General features: G+C 49.4%; 14 protein-coding genes. 7 read left to right on the top strand and 7 right to left on the bottom strand.

What is annotated here, in order from left to right; genetic code table 11:
* Window positions 1-97: 97 nt before the first annotated feature.
* Window positions 98-628 carry a DinB family protein gene (locus B5X72_RS10630; protein WP_079716865.1) on the top strand — a complete coding sequence of 177 codons (531 nt, stop codon included), beginning with the start codon at window positions 98-100 and terminating at the stop codon, window positions 626-628.
* On the opposite strand, the gene rsmG is transcribed toward B5X72_RS10630, so the two are convergent.
* Together rsmG and B5X72_RS10620 are read right to left on the bottom strand one after the other, a co-directional pair.
* The gene (gene rsmG / locus B5X72_RS10625) at window positions 625-1,260 is read right to left on the bottom strand and encodes a 16S rRNA (guanine(527)-N(7))-methyltransferase RsmG (protein ID WP_079716864.1); all 636 of its coding nucleotides are present in this window, start codon (window positions 1,258-1,260) and stop codon (window positions 625-627) included. The genes B5X72_RS10630 and rsmG overlap by 4 nt on opposite strands.
* A 19-nt stretch (window positions 1,261-1,279) precedes the next feature.
* Window positions 1,280-2,422, bottom strand: a complete 1,143-nt coding sequence (locus B5X72_RS10620; protein ID WP_079716863.1) for a glycosyltransferase — start codon at window positions 2,420-2,422, stop codon at window positions 1,280-1,282.
* A 204-nt stretch (window positions 2,423-2,626) separates the two neighbouring features.
* Between B5X72_RS10620 and tgt the strand changes: the two genes are divergently transcribed.
* The 3 genes from tgt to B5X72_RS10605 are packed head-to-tail and all read left to right on the top strand — an operon-like array spanning window position 2,627 to window position 5,793.
* Window positions 2,627-3,757: a tRNA guanosine(34) transglycosylase Tgt gene (gene tgt, locus B5X72_RS10615; RefSeq protein ID WP_079716862.1), complete on the top strand. Its 1,131-nt coding sequence runs from the start codon at window positions 2,627-2,629 to the stop codon at window positions 3,755-3,757.
* Window positions 3,758-3,760: 3 nt separating this feature from the next.
* On the top strand, window positions 3,761-4,861 hold the full coding sequence (locus tag B5X72_RS10610) for an LptF/LptG family permease (protein ID WP_079716861.1): 1,101 nt from the start codon (window positions 3,761-3,763) through the stop codon (window positions 4,859-4,861).
* Window positions 4,862-4,875: 14 nt separating this feature from the next.
* Window positions 4,876-5,793, top strand: coding sequence for a DMT family transporter (locus B5X72_RS10605; RefSeq protein WP_317043110.1), 918 nt, complete (start codon window positions 4,876-4,878; stop codon window positions 5,791-5,793).
* Here the strand turns inward: B5X72_RS10605 and B5X72_RS10600 are convergent.
* Together B5X72_RS10600 and gltB are read right to left on the bottom strand one after the other, a co-directional pair.
* Window positions 5,790-7,256, bottom strand: coding sequence for a glutamate synthase subunit beta (locus B5X72_RS10600; RefSeq protein WP_079716860.1), 1,467 nt, complete (start codon window positions 7,254-7,256; stop codon window positions 5,790-5,792). The genes B5X72_RS10605 and B5X72_RS10600 overlap by 4 nt on opposite strands.
* A 21-nt stretch (window positions 7,257-7,277) precedes the next feature.
* Window positions 7,278-11,792, bottom strand: a complete 4,515-nt coding sequence (gene gltB, locus B5X72_RS10595; protein WP_079716859.1) for a glutamate synthase large subunit — start codon at window positions 11,790-11,792, stop codon at window positions 7,278-7,280.
* Window positions 11,793-12,056: 264 nt separating this feature from the next.
* On the opposite strand from gltB, the gene B5X72_RS10590 reads away from it, so the two are divergent.
* The 3 genes from B5X72_RS10590 to B5X72_RS10580 are packed head-to-tail and all read left to right on the top strand — an operon-like array spanning window position 12,057 to window position 14,138.
* Complete coding sequence (locus B5X72_RS10590) at window positions 12,057-13,037, top strand: deoxyhypusine synthase family protein (protein ID WP_079716858.1); 981 nt, start codon at window positions 12,057-12,059, stop codon at window positions 13,035-13,037.
* A gap of 1 nt (window position 13,038) precedes the next feature.
* Window positions 13,039-13,563, top strand: a complete 525-nt coding sequence (locus tag B5X72_RS10585) for a hypothetical protein (RefSeq protein WP_079716857.1) — start codon at window positions 13,039-13,041, stop codon at window positions 13,561-13,563.
* Complete coding sequence (locus tag B5X72_RS10580; RefSeq protein WP_079716856.1) at window positions 13,560-14,138, top strand: non-canonical purine NTP diphosphatase; 579 nt, start codon at window positions 13,560-13,562, stop codon at window positions 14,136-14,138. Before B5X72_RS10585 ends, B5X72_RS10580 begins: the two co-directional genes overlap by 4 nt.
* A gap of 12 nt (window positions 14,139-14,150) precedes the next feature.
* On the opposite strand, the gene B5X72_RS10575 is transcribed toward B5X72_RS10580, so the two are convergent.
* The 3 genes from B5X72_RS10575 to B5X72_RS10565 all read right to left on the bottom strand — a co-directional run bounded on the left by B5X72_RS10575 (window position 14,151) and on the right by B5X72_RS10565 (window position 16,160).
* Complete coding sequence (locus B5X72_RS10575) at window positions 14,151-14,516, bottom strand: VOC family protein (protein WP_079716973.1); 366 nt, start codon at window positions 14,514-14,516, stop codon at window positions 14,151-14,153.
* A 71-nt stretch (window positions 14,517-14,587) separates the two neighbouring features.
* Window positions 14,588-15,196, bottom strand: coding sequence for an alpha-ketoglutarate-dependent dioxygenase AlkB family protein (locus tag B5X72_RS10570; RefSeq protein ID WP_079716855.1), 609 nt, complete (start codon window positions 15,194-15,196; stop codon window positions 14,588-14,590).
* Between the two features lie 85 nt (window positions 15,197-15,281).
* Window positions 15,282-16,160, bottom strand: a complete 879-nt coding sequence (locus B5X72_RS10565) for a bifunctional helix-turn-helix domain-containing protein/methylated-DNA--[protein]-cysteine S-methyltransferase (RefSeq protein WP_079716854.1) — start codon at window positions 16,158-16,160, stop codon at window positions 15,282-15,284.
* Window positions 16,161-16,381: the final 221 nt, after the last annotated feature.

Below are 16,381 nucleotides of genomic sequence, written 5' to 3'. Positions count from 1 at the left end.
TTGCCGAGCGGGTGCCTCGGGGTGCCACACCTGGGGCAGAAAGGCCGGCCGCATATCCAGTAAGCCGGGTTTGAACAATTTTGGCTAAATTTGTGATATGGAAGAACAGTCAACCATGCGCCTTGAAGTGTGGATGCGAGGCCCGGTCCCAAATGTGCCGCCATTGCTGCAGCCGGTTGCACATGCATTGCTGCAGGCAAAGGAGGAAATCGCACGATGCATGCAAAATTTTGATGACGGGCATTTATGGTACAAGCCCGGAGGTGCAGCCTCGCCCGGATTTCATTTGCAACATATGACCGGCGTGGTTGATAGGATGTTCACCTATGCGTTGGGTATGCCCTTGTCTGAAGCGCAGTTTGCTTACTTGCAGTCAGAGGGAGACGAGATCGCCGATATCGGTGCGGCGGAATTAGTGGAAGCTTTTGGCAAACAGGTGGACAAGGCAATCGATCAATTAATCCGGATGGATGAAGCCGGGCTAACCGACACCCGCTATCTAGGCCGAAAGCGGATACCTACGACCTTGATAGGACTGTTGTTTCATGCTGCCGAACACACCCAACGGCACGTAGGTCAGCTGTTGGTCACCGTAAAGCTGCTGCCTTTGTTTAAGGCTAAGTGTTAAACAGGGATGTAAACCAGGTGCTTGGTCTCAAAGAAATCCTCTTCAAAATAAGCAGAAAGCGGATGTACTTCCGCCGGAAGACGTGCCTCATTGATTTCTTCGCGCAAGTCCCCGCCCTTCAAGTATAATATGCCATTAGGGATTGCATTCTGGTCTTTTTTCAATAATTTGTTGCGGACCCATGGATAGAAGTCTGCCAACCGTGTGACCGCGCGGGAAACCACAAAATCGTAGTTACGGTCCACTTGTTCTGCGCGGATGTGATCGGCCTTGATGTTTTTCAGTCCGATGGCTGTGGCTACCTCTCGTACGACCTTGATCTTCTTGCCAATCGAATCGACTAAATGGAAGTGGACTTCCGGGAAAAAAATAGCTAAGGGAATACCCGGAAAACCACCTCCCGTGCCTACATCCAGTATCCGGGTGTTAGGTACGAAGCCGATAAATTTGGCGATGCCAAGAGAATGCAATACGTGGCGAAGGTACAAACTGTCGATATCCTTGCGGGAAACCACGTTGATCTGCGCATTCCAAAACGGGTATAACTCACCCAATTGAAGGAATTGGGTACGTTGGCTGTCGGACAGCGTTGGAAAATAACGGTAAATGACATCAACTCCGGGATTTAACATGGCATGATATGTTTTTGTCTTACTTCCATTTCACGTCTTTTTTGAACAGGGCAAAAATGCCGTTGACACAGATATAGCTATAATAAATGACATCCAGCAACGGCAGCATCCAAAGCAGCCCGCCAGCTTGGAGTTTTTTGAGGATGGGATAGTAGATGACGATCTGTACAAACAGCCTACAAAGGTAAATCCCCAAAATGATGTACCAGTACTGCGGAAATATGACCACCGCAGCGATGGCAGCCAGGTAAAAAAGAACAGCGCTGATCAGTTGAGTGGCCAGCATTCGCTGATGAGAAACTTTATACGCCCTGGAAGCTCCGGCATGGCGAGTTTTCTGCCGGGAATAGGTCAACAGTGTAGTTTTGGGTTCGCTCCACACGTGTGATTCCGGATGAATGCAAATGGTTGTGTTATGCGGTGTCGCATTTTGATTGACAAAGAGGTCATCATCGCCGGATGGGATATGCATATGCGAGGCAAATCCTTTGCCTCTGAAAAATAAGCTTTTGGTGTACCCTAAATTACGGCCTACGCCCATATAGGCGTTCCCCTTGAGTGCGTAGGAAAGATAGCTCATGGCAGTATGGAAAGTTTCAAACCGGATAAGGGCATTTAGGAATCCGGGCTTTCTGCGGTAGGGCGAGTACCCCAGCACGATTTCCTCCCCGCCATTGAAGGCATCAGCCATATGCCTGAGCCATTGGTCAGATGCCGGAACACAGTCCGCATCGGTGAAAACGAGGTGTTCATATCGGGCGGCTTTGATACCGAGGCTCACTGCAAACTTCTTCCCATGCTTAAGTCGCACATGCTCAGCAATCTCGACCACCTTAAGGTGTGGGTATCGCGTACACAATTCTCTTAATAACCACTTGGTCTCGTCCTGCGAATAATCGTTGACCAATACCACTTCAAAATCAGGATAGTCCTGATTGAGTATTTCAGGTAGGTTCTGCCGCAAATTTTCTTCTTCGTTTCGCGCACAGATGATCACAGACAGCGGTCGAGTAGGGGTGTTGCCCAGTTTGGGCGGGATGCTGTAAAAGGCAAGCCTGCTGTACACAAATAATAAGTAGTACAGTTGGATAACCAAGAGCAGTCCGCATATTCCGGATAAGAGGAGAAAACCGATCCCGGCTATTTGGTTAACTAGTTCCATATATGCTGCCAAACTTATATAAAAATCGCGAATATAATGCGTTCGATAAGCATTTCAATACGCGCTGTGATTGGTTGTTCGACGTGTGATGCCTCACAGCAATTGGCTGTTCGTATGCCTCAGCCGACATCAACGGGGGTTAAATTGAAAATCTTGTGCCACTATCAACGCCTATGTTTTGTTTTTCCTATTTTTGCATCCACAATGAAATTTACCCTTCAGGCAGCAGACGCACAGTCTAAAGCACGGGCCGGTATACTTGAGACGGCTCATGGCACCATCGAGACCCCTATATTTATGCCTGTAGGCACTGCCGGCACGGTGAAAGCCGTGCATCAGCACGAACTGGTCAATGATATTGAAGCGCAAATCATTTTAGGTAATACGTATCACCTGTATTTACGTCCTGGATTGGACATCCTGCACGCTGCCGGCGGACTTCATCGTTTTAACGGTTGGGAAAAACCGATCCTGACCGACAGTGGTGGCTATCAGGTATATTCGCTTACCGAAGTGCGCAAAATCAAGGAAGAAGGCGTCACATTCCGTTCGCATATCGATGGATCCAAGCATCTCTTTACACCGGAGAATGTGATGGATACCCAGCGCATCATCGGAGCCGATATCGTGATGGCATTTGACGAGTGCACGCCATACCCTTGTGATTATCAATATGCCAGGCGATCGCTGGATATGACGCACCGCTGGCTTAAACGGTGCTGTGAGCGATTTGATGCAACCGAACCGCTGTACGGCTATGATCAAACGCTGTTCCCCATCGTACAGGGTTCGGTATATCGGGACCTCCGCGAAAAATCGGCTGAGACCGTCGCCTCGTTCGGACGGGATGGCAACGCTATCGGTGGGCTTTCCGTCGGAGAGCCCGCAGAAGAAATGTATGCGATGACCGAAGTGGTGTGTAACATACTGCCGGCCGAAAAACCACGTTACCTAATGGGAGTGGGGACTCCGGTCAATATTTTGGAAAATATCGCTTTGGGTATTGATATGTTTGATTGTGTGATGCCTACCCGCAATGCGCGCAACGGCATGCTGTTTACGCGTCGCGGGATCATCAACATCAAAAATAAAAAATGGGAGCAGGATTTTTCGCCCATTGACGCCGAAAGTGATCTGCTTGCCGACCGCGTATACACCAAGGCGTATTTGCGGCACCTGATTCGATCACAAGAAATCCTTGGTGCACAAATTGCCTCGTTGCACAACCTGCATTTTTACCTCTGGTTGGTCGGAGAAGCTCGCGCGCATATCATGGCAGGTGATTTTCATGCGTGGAAAAACAGTATCGTAAAACAACTGGACGAAAGGTTATAGCGAATGGTGAAATGGTTGCGGTCGTCGTTTAACATTATCGACAGATATATCATCAGGAAGTACCTGACTACCTTTGTTTTTACCATGGGCATCTTTACGGTAGTTGCCGTAGTGTTCGATATTTCCGAACGCTTGGATGATTTCATGAAATACAAGGCACCGCTCTCCAAAATTGTGTTTGAATATTATGCTGGTTTTGTACCGTTTTATTTAAACATGCTTTCGCCGTTAATCAATTTTATTGCGGTGATTTTCTTCACAGCAAAGATGGCTGATCAAACGGAAATTGTGCCGATTTTAAGCGGCGGTATGAGTTTCAACCGGTTTATTAGGCCTTACATGATAGCGGCAACCATTATTTTTGGGCTTAATTTTGTCTTTAGCGTGTACATCATCCCGCGCACGAATAAGCTGAAGGTGGGGTTCGAACGCATCTATGTAAAGCCTGTGGAAAACAATACCAAGAGCTCAACCCACATGCAGATTGACGATAACAGCTATGTTTATATCGATAATTTTGATAATAACCGGAAAGTAGGGTACAATTTCGTACTCGAGAAATTTGAAGCGGGGGAGCTGAAGGAGAAGCTGATGGCCGACCGCATCACGTGGGATTCGGTAAAGAATAATTGGCGCATCGAGAATTATTCAATCCGTGTCATTGATTCTTTGGATGAAGCTATGATCAAGGGCACAAGCATGGATACGCTGCTCGACATGACACCGCGCGACTTCGAAGTGTACGATAACATCTTTACCGCAATGAACATGACGGAGCTGAATGATCGGATCGAAAAAGAAAAAATCAGGGGTACGGGCATGATGACCGATTTGCTGTTGGAAAAATACAAGCGATTTGTGACGCCGCTGGCCGCCTATGTATTGACCCTGATGGGGGTCGCCCTGTCGTCGAAGAAAGTGAGGGGAGGGATAGGGCTAAGTCTGGGGATTGGCATCGGACTGAGTTTCACTTACATTGTGTTCATCCAGTTTTCTACCATGTTTTCGCTAAAAGGCGGATTGCCACCTATCATTGCTGTTTTTATCCCCAACTTAATCTTCGGAGCACTGGCGTTTTATCTTCTATACAAAGCGCCGAAGTAATACGACACAGCCGAATGACCATGGGCAAACTGACCATCAACCGCAACCTGTTTATCTTGCACCTGACCGTCATCGTATGGGGGTTTACCGGTATATTGGGCAACCTGATTTCCATAGCTGCTGTCCATCTGGTATGGTATCGGGTACTGATTGCGTTTGTTTCATTGGCCATCTATTTTTGGTGTAAGCGGCAATCTTTCGCCGTGGGGCGGAAGGAGCTTATCCAGTTTTTCCTAACCGGCGGATTGGTGGGGCTGCATTGGATACTTTTTTTCGAATCCATCAAAGTATCTACGGTGTCGGTCACCTTGGTATGCCTGTCATCGGTGACATTGTTTACGGCGTTTATCGAACCCTTGTTTTATAAGCGCCGTACTTCAAAAATGGAAGTGCTTGTAGGATTGCTCATCATCGTTGGTATCTACCTTATCTTTAAGTTTGAGGGGCAATATGTGAAAGGTATCGTTTTAGGCTTACTGGCGGCCTTGGCGGCAGCATTGTTCGGTACTATCAATTCTAAGCTGATAAAGAGAAATGAAGCGACAGTAATCAGTTTTTACGAAATGCTGGGAGCCTGGCTATGGATTTCTTTGTTTATGCTGATAACCGGTGGTTTCCATCACGGACTGAAAGCCACAGGCAAAGACGTGGGGTACTTGCTTTTGTTAGGAATCGTGTGCACCTCGGGGGCATACGTCGCTGCGGTATCGGTGATGAAAGAAATCAGCGCTTTCCGTGTCGCACTCGCCAGTAATTTAGAGCCCATTTATGGTATCCTGTTAGCCTGGCTATTCTTTGGCCAAAGCGAAAAAATGAGCGCCGGTTTTTATGCCGGCGCGATCATTATTTTGGGATCGGTTTTCGTTTATCCAATGATGAAGTACCAAGTGGCGAAACGGAAAGCCCAACTTCGGATTAAGCCCAACGCTTAAGCATAATCAAATACGGTATCCTTACTTTCCAATTCGGAGTATCCCATCAGGTACTCGTCTACCTTGCGTGCACACTCACGGCCTTCGGAGATGGCCCATACGACGAGTGATTGGCCGCGGCGCATGTCGCCTGCGACAAAAACGCGTTCAGCGGATGTTTTATATGCTCCTTCTTGTGCGCGTACGTTGCCGCGCTCATCCAGCTCCACCTCCAATTGTTGGAGCAGCCCCTCGTGCTGGGGGTGCAGGAAGCCCATGGCCAGTAAAGCAAGCTCGCACGGGATTTCCCGTTCTGAACCGGCTACCTCTGTAAACTTCACCGGACGTCCCAGGTGGTCGCATTCCCATGCCAAGTCGACTACGCGTGCGCTTTTGACATTACCCTTTTCGTCGCCGATAAATTCCTTAGTACTGATGCTCCAGAAGCGATCACAGCCTTCTTCATGCGACGTAGTAGTCTTGAGGAGCATGGGATATGTAGGCCAGGGCATGGCTTCTGTGCGGCTTTTTGGCGGCTGGGGCATCAGCTCAAATTGGGTAACCGACTTGGCCTTATGCCGGTTGGATGTGCCTACGCAATCCGAGCCGGTATCGCCGCCGCCGATGACCAGCACGTGTTTGCCGGTTGCCAAAATATCTTCTTCTGTAAACGACGAATTGCCTACACGCTTATTCTGTTGTTTTAGGAACTCCATGGCAAAATGCACCCCTTTCAATTCCCTTCCCGGGATATTAAGGTTTCGCGGGATGGTCGAACCTCCGGTTAAGACAATCGCGTCAAAGGCCTGGAGCTCGCTGGCAGGCACGTCTTTGCCCACCTCTGCATTGCAACGGAAGACGACGCCTTCCTCCTCCATGATTTTTATCCGGCGGTCAATGACCCATTTTTCAAGCTTGAAATCAGGGATACCGTAGCGGAGCAACCCTCCGGGTTTGTCGTCGCGTTCATACACCGTCACTTCGTGGCCCACCTTGATCAATTGTGCCGCGGCCGCAAGGCCAGCGGGCCCACTTCCAACTATAGCGACGCGTTTGCCGGTTTTCAGGTGTGTGGGGCGCGCTTTCACAAATTCGCGTTTGAAAGCGATTTCGATAATGTGTTTTTCAATTTCCTCGATGGCTACGGGCGAACGATTGATGCCTAGTACACAGGCGGACTCACAGGGGGCCGGGCATATCCTTCCCGTAAACTCGGGGAAGTTATTGGTGGACGCCAATATCCGGTACGCTTCTTCCCATTTGCCATCATAAACGGCATCGTTAAATTCCGGAATGACATTGCCCAGTGGGCAACCCGAGTGGCAGAATGGTATGCCGCAATTCATGCATCGCGCCGCTTGGTTATTCAATTCGTCGTCGCTGTAAGCATGGACAAATTCGCTGTATGTTTTCTTCCGGCTTGAGACCGTATCCTTCTTAGGAAGGGTTCGTTCAAATTCCTTAAATCCGGTTGGTTTTCCCATCTTTTCTGTCTGTATCGTTGTTTATGCTTCTACTAACTTTGCCCGCAGTACACTCTTATATTCCCGGGGGAATACTTTGATAAAATAAGCCTTCTCAGTTTTCCAGTTCTGGAGGATATGCGCAGCACGCTTGCTTTCCGTGAGGTGAATATGCCGTTTGAGCAGGGCAATGATAGCTGTTTCATCTTCGGTGTCAAGCGGATCAAGATCCACCATTTCAGTATTGCAGTTATCCCGGAAAGTACCCTCAAGGTCGTAGACCCAGGCGATGCCCCCGCTCATGCCAGCGGCAAAGTTGCGCCCTGTAGCGCCCAGGATAAGTGCCCGGCCTCCGGTCATGTATTCACACCCGTGGTCGCCGACGCCTTCGACCACGGCAGTAGCGCCCGAGTTGCGCACGGCAAAGCGTTCGCCGGCTTGACCACACACAAAAAGGTGGCCGGAGGTGGCCCCATATAGAGCAACGTTGCCGATGATGATATTTTCATGTGCAATCCGCTGGTTGCTAGGCGGTGGGTAGATAGCCAATTGTGCGCCTGAAAGCCCTTTGCCCACGTAGTCGTTGGCCTCACCTTCCAGTTCAAATGACAACCCCTTTGCCGCAAAGGCACCGAAACTCTGTCCTGCCGAGCCTGTAAACTTGTAATTAATGGTATTATCCGGAAGCCCTTCTCCGCCGTATATTTTGGATACTTCGTTGGAAAGCAACGTGCCGATAGTCCGGTCGGTATTCCTTACGTTGAATGTACCAAAGACCGGAGTTCTGCTTTCCAATGCTTTACGGGCTTGGGTTACCAACCCCCAATCCAGTATCATATCCAACCCGTGGTCTTGCTGTTCGGTTTGATATAGGGTATCACCTGCCTGGCTGTGGGCTACATGGAGGATGCCTGAAAGGTCCAGTTTGTTTATCTTCCAATGATCCACATTTTCGCGTTTTTTGAGAAACTGTGCTCGGCCGACCATTTCATTGATGGTGCGGAAGCCCAATTCGGCCATGATTTCGCGCAATTCTTCTGCGAGAAACTTAAACAGGTTGACGATGTCTTCTGGCTTGCCGGTAAATAGCTTACGCAATTCGGGATCTTGCGTGGCAACGCCCACGGGACAGGTATTCAGGTGGCATTTGCGCATCATGATGCAGCCACCGGCTACCAACGCAGCTGTAGCTACTCCCCATTCTTCAGCACCCAGCAAGGTGGCAATAGCGATGTCCCGCCCGGTTTTAAGTTGTCCATCCGTCTGCAATACCACGCGGCTGCGCAGGCCATTCCTGACCAGCGTCTGGTGCGATTCGGCCAGGCCCAACTCCCAGGGCAGACCAGCATGTTTAATGGAGCTGATGGGCGAAGCGCCGGTGCCGCCATCGTATCCTGCAATAAGGATGACGTCGGCGTGGGCTTTTGCTACCCCCGCAGCGATAGTGCCTACGCCGGCCTTTGATACCAGTTTTACGTTTATTCTCGCTTCCCGGTTGGCATTTTTCAGGTCAAAGATAAGCTGTGCCAAGTCCTCGATGGAGTAAATATCGTGGTGGGGTGGGGGCGAAATCAGTCCGACGCCCGGAGTAGAATGCCGCACCCGGGCAATCCAATCGTCCACCTTGTGTCCGGGTAGTTGCCCACCTTCGCCCGGTTTTGCACCCTGTGCCATTTTGATTTGCAACTCATCGGCTTGCGTTAGGTAATTGGATGTAACGCCAAAGCGGCCGGAAGCCACCTGTTTGATGGCCGACCGCATCGAATCACCGTTGGCCAGTGGTTTGTAGCGGATCTCGTCCTCTCCGCCTTCACCGGTGTTGCTCTTGCCGCCGATGCGGTTCATGGCAATGGCTAAGGTGCTGTGTGCTTCATGGGATATGGAACCGAACGACATGGCACCCGTGGCAAAACGTTTCATGATATTTTCTGCTGGTTCGACTTCATCAATGGAAATCGGTGTGCGATGCCTCGCAAAGTCAAGCAGCCCACGCAGGGTATACATGCGTTCTTTTTGGTTGTTGATGAGCGCAGCATACTTCTTGTAGGTTTCATAATCACCCGTGCGGCAAGCCTGTTGCAGCAGGTGAACCGTTTGGGGGTTGAACAGGTGCGCTTCACCTCTTCTTTTCCATTGGTATATGCCACCCTCGGGTAGCAGCTCCTTCGCGTTGCGTGAGCTGCTAAACCCACGATTATGCTTGCTTAGCACCTCCCGCGCGATATCATCGAGATCCAAGCCGCCGATTCGAGATACGGCGCCGCAGAAATAATTGTCGACTACATCTTTGTTGATACCGAGTACTTCAAAAATTTGAGCACCGTGGTAAGACTGGAGGGTAGAAATTCCCATTTTAGAGAAAATCTTAAGTAATCCCCCGCATACCGCTTTGACATAATTTTTGGCCAGTTGAGGCCATGTAAGCTCGGTGTCCAGTATTTTCTGTTCTTTAAGCGTGCGGATGGTCGCAAGCGCCATATAGGGGTTGACAGCCGTGGCACCAAACGCAAGCAGGCAAGCAAAGTGGTGCACTTCCCATACATCGCCACCCTCAACGACCAAACCAACGGCACCCCGGTGACCGGTTTTAATCAAGTGGTGGTGTACGGCAGATACCGCTAACAGTGATGGTATGGCCGCATGTTGTGAATCAATGGCACGGTCGGAGAGGATGATCACCTCAAAGCCGTCCCGTACGGCATCCTCTGCATACCGACAGAGCCGCTTTAGGCCGTCTTCCAATGCGCCGGGTTCTCCGGTGGCATTAAAATAGCACTGTAAGGTTTTAGCCTGGAAGATGCCGGTATCGATACTACGGAGCTTTTCGAGTTCTTTGCTGGTGAGTATCGGGTGTTCGAGGGCTACACAATGGCAATGCATCTTGTCCTCATCGAGGATGTTTCCATTATTGCCAATAAAGGTGGCGAGGCTCATCACCAAGCGTTCCCTTATCGGGTCGATCGGTGGATTGGTCACCTGCGCAAAAAACTGCTTGAAATAACTTGATAGGTGTTGAGGATGGTTGGAAAGTACCGCCAATGGTACATCGGTACCCATGGAGCCTACAGGCTCCTTACCATCCAGCGCCATGGGAGTAATGATGCCTTCCACATCCTCACGCGAGTAACCGAATATCTGCTGATACTTGAATACCGATTCCTTGGACAAGTAGGTGAACGTCACCCGCGGATCAGCAAGTTCTTCCATGCGAATCTTGTACTGATTCAGCCAGTCGCCGTAGGGTTGTTTGCGGGCAAGCTCGTCCTTTACCTGTGCATCAGAAAGGATTTCGCCCTTCTCCATGTCAATAAGTAAAATCTTACCGGGTTGCTGACGGCCTTTTTTAATGATGATGCGCTCGTCTATTGGCAGTGCGCCGGCCTCCGAAGCCACAATCACCCGATCGTCTGAAGTAATAGCAAAGCGTAAAGGGCGCAAGCCGTTCCGGTCGAGCATCGCACCGATGGTCGTCCCATCCGTAAAGCAAAGTGCGGCGGGTCCGTCCCAAGGTTCCATCAATGTGGCATGGTATTCATAGAACGCCTTTTTCAGCGGATCCATGTGCGTATTTCCGTCCCATGCCTCAGGGACCATCATCAACATGACGTGTGCTATACTGCGTCCGCTATGCAGCAGCAATTCCGCGACGTTGTCCAAACATGCCGAATCCGATTGATGGCCGTCCACGACGGGCAGCAGAATCTGCATTTCCTCTTCCGTAAAATAAGGCGACGACAGGGAGCGTAGCCCGGCATAAAACCAATTCAAGTTTCCGGTCAACGTATTGATTTCCCCATTGTGCGCCAACATACGGAACGGTTGGGCCAATTGCCACGAAGGGAACGTATTGGTAGAAAAACGGGAGTGCACCAGTCCAAATGCAGACACCACTCGTTCGTCTGTAAGGTCAGGGAAATAGGTGCCCACTTGGTAGGTGGTCAATTGGCCTTTATAGATAATCACTTTGCAAGATAGCGAAGCGATGTACGGTTCTTCGGTGAGTGCTTCTGTTTCCCTCACTTTTTTGGCGATAAGGCGCCGCAGTACAAAAAGTTTCCGCTCAAAGTCCGTCGTATTTGTCACCCCTGCCGGCCGTGAAACAAAAAACTGAACGATCTCCGGCTCCACGCTCAATGCGGTACTGCCGATGCCCTCTGCATTGACAGGAACGCGCCTGAAACCGAGGAATTTCATTCCCCTCTCTTCGGCTGCGCTTTGGATGATTTCCCTGCACAGGCGGTTTGCTTCCGCTTCCTTGGGTAAAAACGTCATGCCCGTGCCGTAATAGCCCGGCTCGCTCAATTGGATACCAAGCGATATGCATTCTTCCCAAAGAAATTCATGGGGTAGCTGAATCATGATACCCGCACCATCGCCACTTTCCGGATCGCAACCACATGCGCCGCGATGCTCCATGTTTTCCAGCATCGTCAACGCATCCCTTACTTGCCTATGGGTTTTGTTGCCTTTGAGGTTAGCGATAAAACCCACACCGCAGGCATCGTGCTCAAAATCAGATTGATAAAGCCCCTCCTGTTGTCTCAATTTACCAGTCATTCTATTTAGTTAGCGTATTCAATTTGCTAAATTAGTAATTATTTCGCGGATAATTAAATTATTTTCAAATTTTTATTTTGTTTGTTAATAATTACCTATTTTTTGTGTTTATTTTTAGTAAAATGCTAAAACCATGGGCTCATGTTATCATTTTTACAATGTTCGCGGCCGCGCCGGGCGGCGAGCGTTTTCCCCCGAGGGTTGGTAAGCTGTGAACTGTGACCTTAAAACCGTACCTTTGTATGCAAAAACTAAGTGTAAGAAATGAGTACAACAAAAGGTCCTATATCCCAGTTTATCGAAAAAAATTATCTGCATTTCAATGCCGCGGCGCTGGTCGACGCCGCCAAAGGCTATGAGGCCCACCTTGACGCGGGTGGTAAAATGATGATTACGCTAGCCGGAGCCATGAGCACGGCGGAGCTGGGCATTTCGCTGGCCGAGATGATCCGCCAGGATAAAGTGGCTATCATCAGCTGTACAGGTGCTAACCTCGAAGAAGATATCATGAACCTGGTAGCGCATTCGCATTACAAACGCGTGCCGCATTACCGCGATCTTAGTCCGCAGGACGAATGGGAGTTGCTTGAAAACCACTACAACCGGGTTACGGATACCTGCATCCCGGAAGAGGAAGCGTTCCGGCGTATCCAGCAGCACATCCATAAGATATGGAAAGATGCGGAGGACGCAGGAGAGCGCTACTTCCCCCACGAGTTTATGTACAAGATGCTCAACAGTGGTGTGCTGGAACAGTATTACGAAATCGATCCCAAAAATTCGTGGATGCTGGCCGCCGCCGAAAAAAATCTTCCTATCGTGGTGCCCGGCTGGGAAGACAGCACCATGGGCAACATTTTTGCATCGTATGTGATTAAGGGCGAGCTCAAAGCATCGACCATGAAAAGCGGCATTGAGTACATGACCTACCTCGCGGACTGGTATATCAAGAATTCCGAAGGGAAAGGCGTGGGCTTCTTCCAGATTGGTGGCGGCATTGCGGGTGATTTTCCTATTTGCGTGGTACCGATGCTCTATCAAGATATGGCGATGGAAAACATTCCGTTCTGGAGTTATTTCTGCCAGATTTCGGATTCCACCACGTCTTACGGCTCTTACTCGGGTGCGGTGCCCAATGAGAAAATCACCTGGGGTAAATTGGATATCCATACGCCTAAATTCATTGTAGAATCGGATGCGACGATTGTGGCGCCATTGATTTTTGCTTGGATATTGGGACAATAGTATGGCCATGTCGAACATCCAGACGACGGATTCCGTAGCATTGCGCTACTTGATTACCGAGACGCTCTTCGGTATGGATGAAGACGCGCCCGTCACGGCAGAACTATCCGCGGTGGCTACCGCTCCGGCAGCGGCCCCGCAGTTCCCGTTCTATGGCAAAAACGTGCGCAACTACCTGTTTTTGGCAAGCGATCCGCAACACGAGTGGCTGTCTGTATCGGCATTGGAGGCGCTAACCAAAACGTTAACCGCTTTGAAGCTAACGGCCGACGACATTGCGTTGCTGAACCTCGGCACGCTTTCCGCAATGCCACAGCAAGGTGATATTTTTGCCTTTTTCAATCCAAAAATTGTGGTATCGCTCGGGGTATCCCTACCTTGGGAGGGATTTGCCAATCCCGAACCCAACACAGTGTTGGCCCACCAAGGCATTACGGTTTTCCACACGTTTACGTTTGACGAGATGTTGGCTGATGCCGAAAAGAAACGGTTATTTTGGGGTACTGTAAAAACATTATTGATATGATTGAACTGGTCTTTGCTACCAATAATGCGCATAAGCTTGAAGAGGTCCAGGCGATGGTGGGAAATGATATTCGATTGCTCACGCTTGCTGATATAGGTTGCACGGACGATATCCCCGAGACGGGTGATACGTTCGAAGCGAACGCTTCGCAAAAAAGTAGTTATTTGTATACCAAATATGGCTATGACTGCTTTGCTGATGATTCAGGCCTGGAAGTAGAAGCGCTTAATAATGAGCCGGGAGTATATTCTGCCCGTTATTCGGGTACGCGGGACATGGAGAAAAACATTGATTTGTTGCTCAGCCGGTTGGGTAACCATCCCAACCGAAAGGCCCGATTCCGCACGGTTATCTCCTTACTATTGGACGGGAAGACGTACTTCTTTGAAGGCGCTGTTGAAGGCGAGATCGGCTACAAGCGACAGGGAAGCGGTGGGTTTGGTTATGATCCCTTATTTACCCCGGATGGCTATGACAAAACATTTGCCGAGATGACGGCTGCCGAAAAAAATGCCATTAGTCACCGTGCTATCGCCGTGGCTAAGCTTGCCGAGTTTTTGAAGGCAACTTCTTAACCAACGTCCGGTTCACTCGTGCACTTGGCACGCTTCCAATACATTGCCGTCCGGATCATAGCACCGGAAATAGGTCGTGTGATCGTCACGAATTAAATCGCCGACATCCGCGCCTTTATCCCGCAGTACCTGCCACGACAGCTTTGCATCAGTTGTTCGGAAAATCGGGTAAGAAGCCAACTCCCGGTCAATCGTTGCCTTTTTGTCGGTCTGCCAAAGCGTTAAACTCGTTGGGCTACCGGTATCGAGCACGACCAATTGTTGCTTAGTGTCTTCCCACACAGGCGTTAGGCCCAGTTTTTCTTGATACCATTGTTTGGCGCGGCCAATATCAGATACGCGGACAATGACCGTATCAATGCCTTGTAATGCTGTCATTTTGCTATTACGCTTATTCGGCAACAAGATATGCATCCCAAAGCAGATTTCAAAAAATGGCAAGATGGGAGTCAATCGATCATTGTCCGGAATGTGAGGTTTACCCGCGCGTGTTTCACGCGTTTTGTAGGTGGCAGGCGGTGCAACCAATGGGTTTGAGTGGTGCCCTTCATGACCAATAGGCTACCATGCGGAAGAGCAAGCGAAACTGTCTCCTTGGTTTGCTTATGGCGGAAAGAAAATCGCCGCTCAGCTCCAAGACTTAGCGAAGCAATTGCACCATGTTTTTTGAGGTCCTTTTCGTCGTCGCTGTGCCAAGCCATGCCCTCATCGCCGGTAGGATAAAGGTTCAGTAAGCAGGAATTGAAGTGCTCGCCCGTCTTTTCCTCAACCAACTGTTTGAGTTCCAGTAATTGTGGAGTCCAAGGGAGTGCCCGTTTGGTAATGTTGGAGTAGGTATATTCATAAGGGATATCAGCATACCAGGCAACCTTTCGTTTGGTGACGTAATGCTTGCCAAAGATAAAGGCTTCGTCAGGCTTCCACGGAATAGCCGTAAGCAAATAGGTCAAGTAGTGGTCAGCTTCGGGAGGCGATAGCAGCCTGCCATAGTAATTGACGATGCCGCCTTCCGGCAATAAATTTTTTGTTTCGTCTATTTCACTATTGAACAAATCCATTTTTCAGTAATCAGGCTCAAACGTATTGTCTCAAGATGCTTGCACGTCGTCCTCGAGTTTAGTACTCCTGCAACGCCCCATTGAGTCAATGCCCCGGCTGCTTAGCGCCGATTAATAGGCGACTATTTTCGATCTGCGCATTTTCCCAGCCGATGATAGCCGTTTTCCGGGTATTGCCCCACATATAACCCCCCAAGGCGCCGGTAGATTGAATAACCCGGTGGCATGGGATCAAGTAGGCTACCGGATTGCTGCCGATGGCATTGCCTACCGCCCTTGAGGCAGATGATCGGCCGATTTCTTTGGCGATTGTTCCGTAAGTGGTGAGCCCACCCATTGGGATTTTTAATAGGCTCTCCCATACTTTTAGCTGGAATGCGGAGCCCTTCAGATGCAATTTAATTTCTCGTAGATTATGCCAGTCGCCTTGGAAGATAGCAAGCGCGTCTTGGTGGACCGGCTCCGGCACGTGCGCAAATGAAGCATTTGCAAACTTCTGTTTTAGTATATCCAAAGCCGTTTGTTCATCATCACAAAAGGCCATGTGGCAAATCCCTTTGTCGGTGGAAGCGACGATCAGCGTGCCGAAAGGGCTTTGTGCAAAGCTGTAGCGAATGGTCAGGTGTTGGCCACCGTTTTTATATTCAGCGGGCGACATTCCTTCTATGGTGATAAACAAATCGTGCAGCCGACTGGTCCCCGAAAGGCCCGTTTCCAGTGCAGTTTCAAACAACGTAGCCTGTCTTTCCTTAAGTAGATGTTTTGCATATTCCACACTGACGTATTGCAAAAATTTTTTTGGGCTGGTACCAGCCCATTCGCAAAACAATCGCTGGAAATGATAGGGGCTTGTATGCGCCTGCGCCGCGATTTCTTGAAGGGAAGGCTGCTTTTTGAAATGCTGCTTGATATAGTCTATTGCTACAGCAACCCGGTGATAGTTTAACTTCGCTTGGTCATTCATGTTATACGATATATACGGCAAAAATCGCAAGTATGGCCATGTCATGCAATCCGGAACTTGCTAATATCAGGCGCCCCAATTGAACTCAAGTTTTTTTAATTTAACGAATTTACTGTATTTTTTTCGGAATGGACCTGGTTTAGATGCATAATCGTTTTAGCTATTTATTTGGTGTTTGTAACCAATAAAATTTTATATTTGGCCATTGATAGCGACAGACC

Source organism: Parapedobacter luteus (genome assembly GCF_900168055.1).
In the GTDB taxonomy this organism is placed as follows: domain Bacteria; phylum Bacteroidota; class Bacteroidia; order Sphingobacteriales; family Sphingobacteriaceae; genus Parapedobacter; species Parapedobacter luteus.
Note: the sequence above shows the minus strand (reverse complement) of the source record. Positions and strands in the feature narration are given on the sequence as shown.

Excerpts from the sequence above, each read along its gene's own strand:
- B5X72_RS10585 (WP_079716857.1), top strand. The coding sequence starts at position 13,039 with ATGGCCATGTCGAACATCCAGACGACGGATTCCGTAGCATTGCGCTAC.
- B5X72_RS10575 (WP_079716973.1), bottom strand. The coding sequence starts at position 14,516 with ATGACAGCATTACAAGGCATTGATACGGTCATTGTCCGCGTATCTGAT.
- gltB (WP_079716859.1), bottom strand. The coding sequence starts at position 11,792 with ATGACTGGTAAATTGAGACAACAGGAGGGGCTTTATCAATCTGATTTT.
- B5X72_RS10610 (WP_079716861.1), top strand. The coding sequence starts at position 3,761 with ATGGTGAAATGGTTGCGGTCGTCGTTTAACATTATCGACAGATATATC.
- B5X72_RS10630 (WP_079716865.1), top strand. The coding sequence starts at position 98 with ATGGAAGAACAGTCAACCATGCGCCTTGAAGTGTGGATGCGAGGCCCG.
- B5X72_RS10605 (WP_317043110.1), top strand. The coding sequence starts at position 4,876 with ATGACCATGGGCAAACTGACCATCAACCGCAACCTGTTTATCTTGCAC.
- B5X72_RS10590 (WP_079716858.1), top strand. The coding sequence starts at position 12,057 with ATGAGTACAACAAAAGGTCCTATATCCCAGTTTATCGAAAAAAATTAT.
- B5X72_RS10620 (WP_079716863.1), bottom strand. The coding sequence starts at position 2,422 with ATGGAACTAGTTAACCAAATAGCCGGGATCGGTTTTCTCCTCTTATCC.
- B5X72_RS10565 (WP_079716854.1), bottom strand. The coding sequence starts at position 16,160 with ATGAATGACCAAGCGAAGTTAAACTATCACCGGGTTGCTGTAGCAATA.
- B5X72_RS10600 (WP_079716860.1), bottom strand. The coding sequence starts at position 7,256 with ATGGGAAAACCAACCGGATTTAAGGAATTTGAACGAACCCTTCCTAAG.
- rsmG (WP_079716864.1), bottom strand. The coding sequence starts at position 1,260 with ATGTTAAATCCCGGAGTTGATGTCATTTACCGTTATTTTCCAACGCTG.
- B5X72_RS10580 (WP_079716856.1), top strand. The coding sequence starts at position 13,560 with ATGATTGAACTGGTCTTTGCTACCAATAATGCGCATAAGCTTGAAGAG.
- tgt (WP_079716862.1), top strand. The coding sequence starts at position 2,627 with ATGAAATTTACCCTTCAGGCAGCAGACGCACAGTCTAAAGCACGGGCC.
- B5X72_RS10570 (WP_079716855.1), bottom strand. The coding sequence starts at position 15,196 with ATGGATTTGTTCAATAGTGAAATAGACGAAACAAAAAATTTATTGCCG.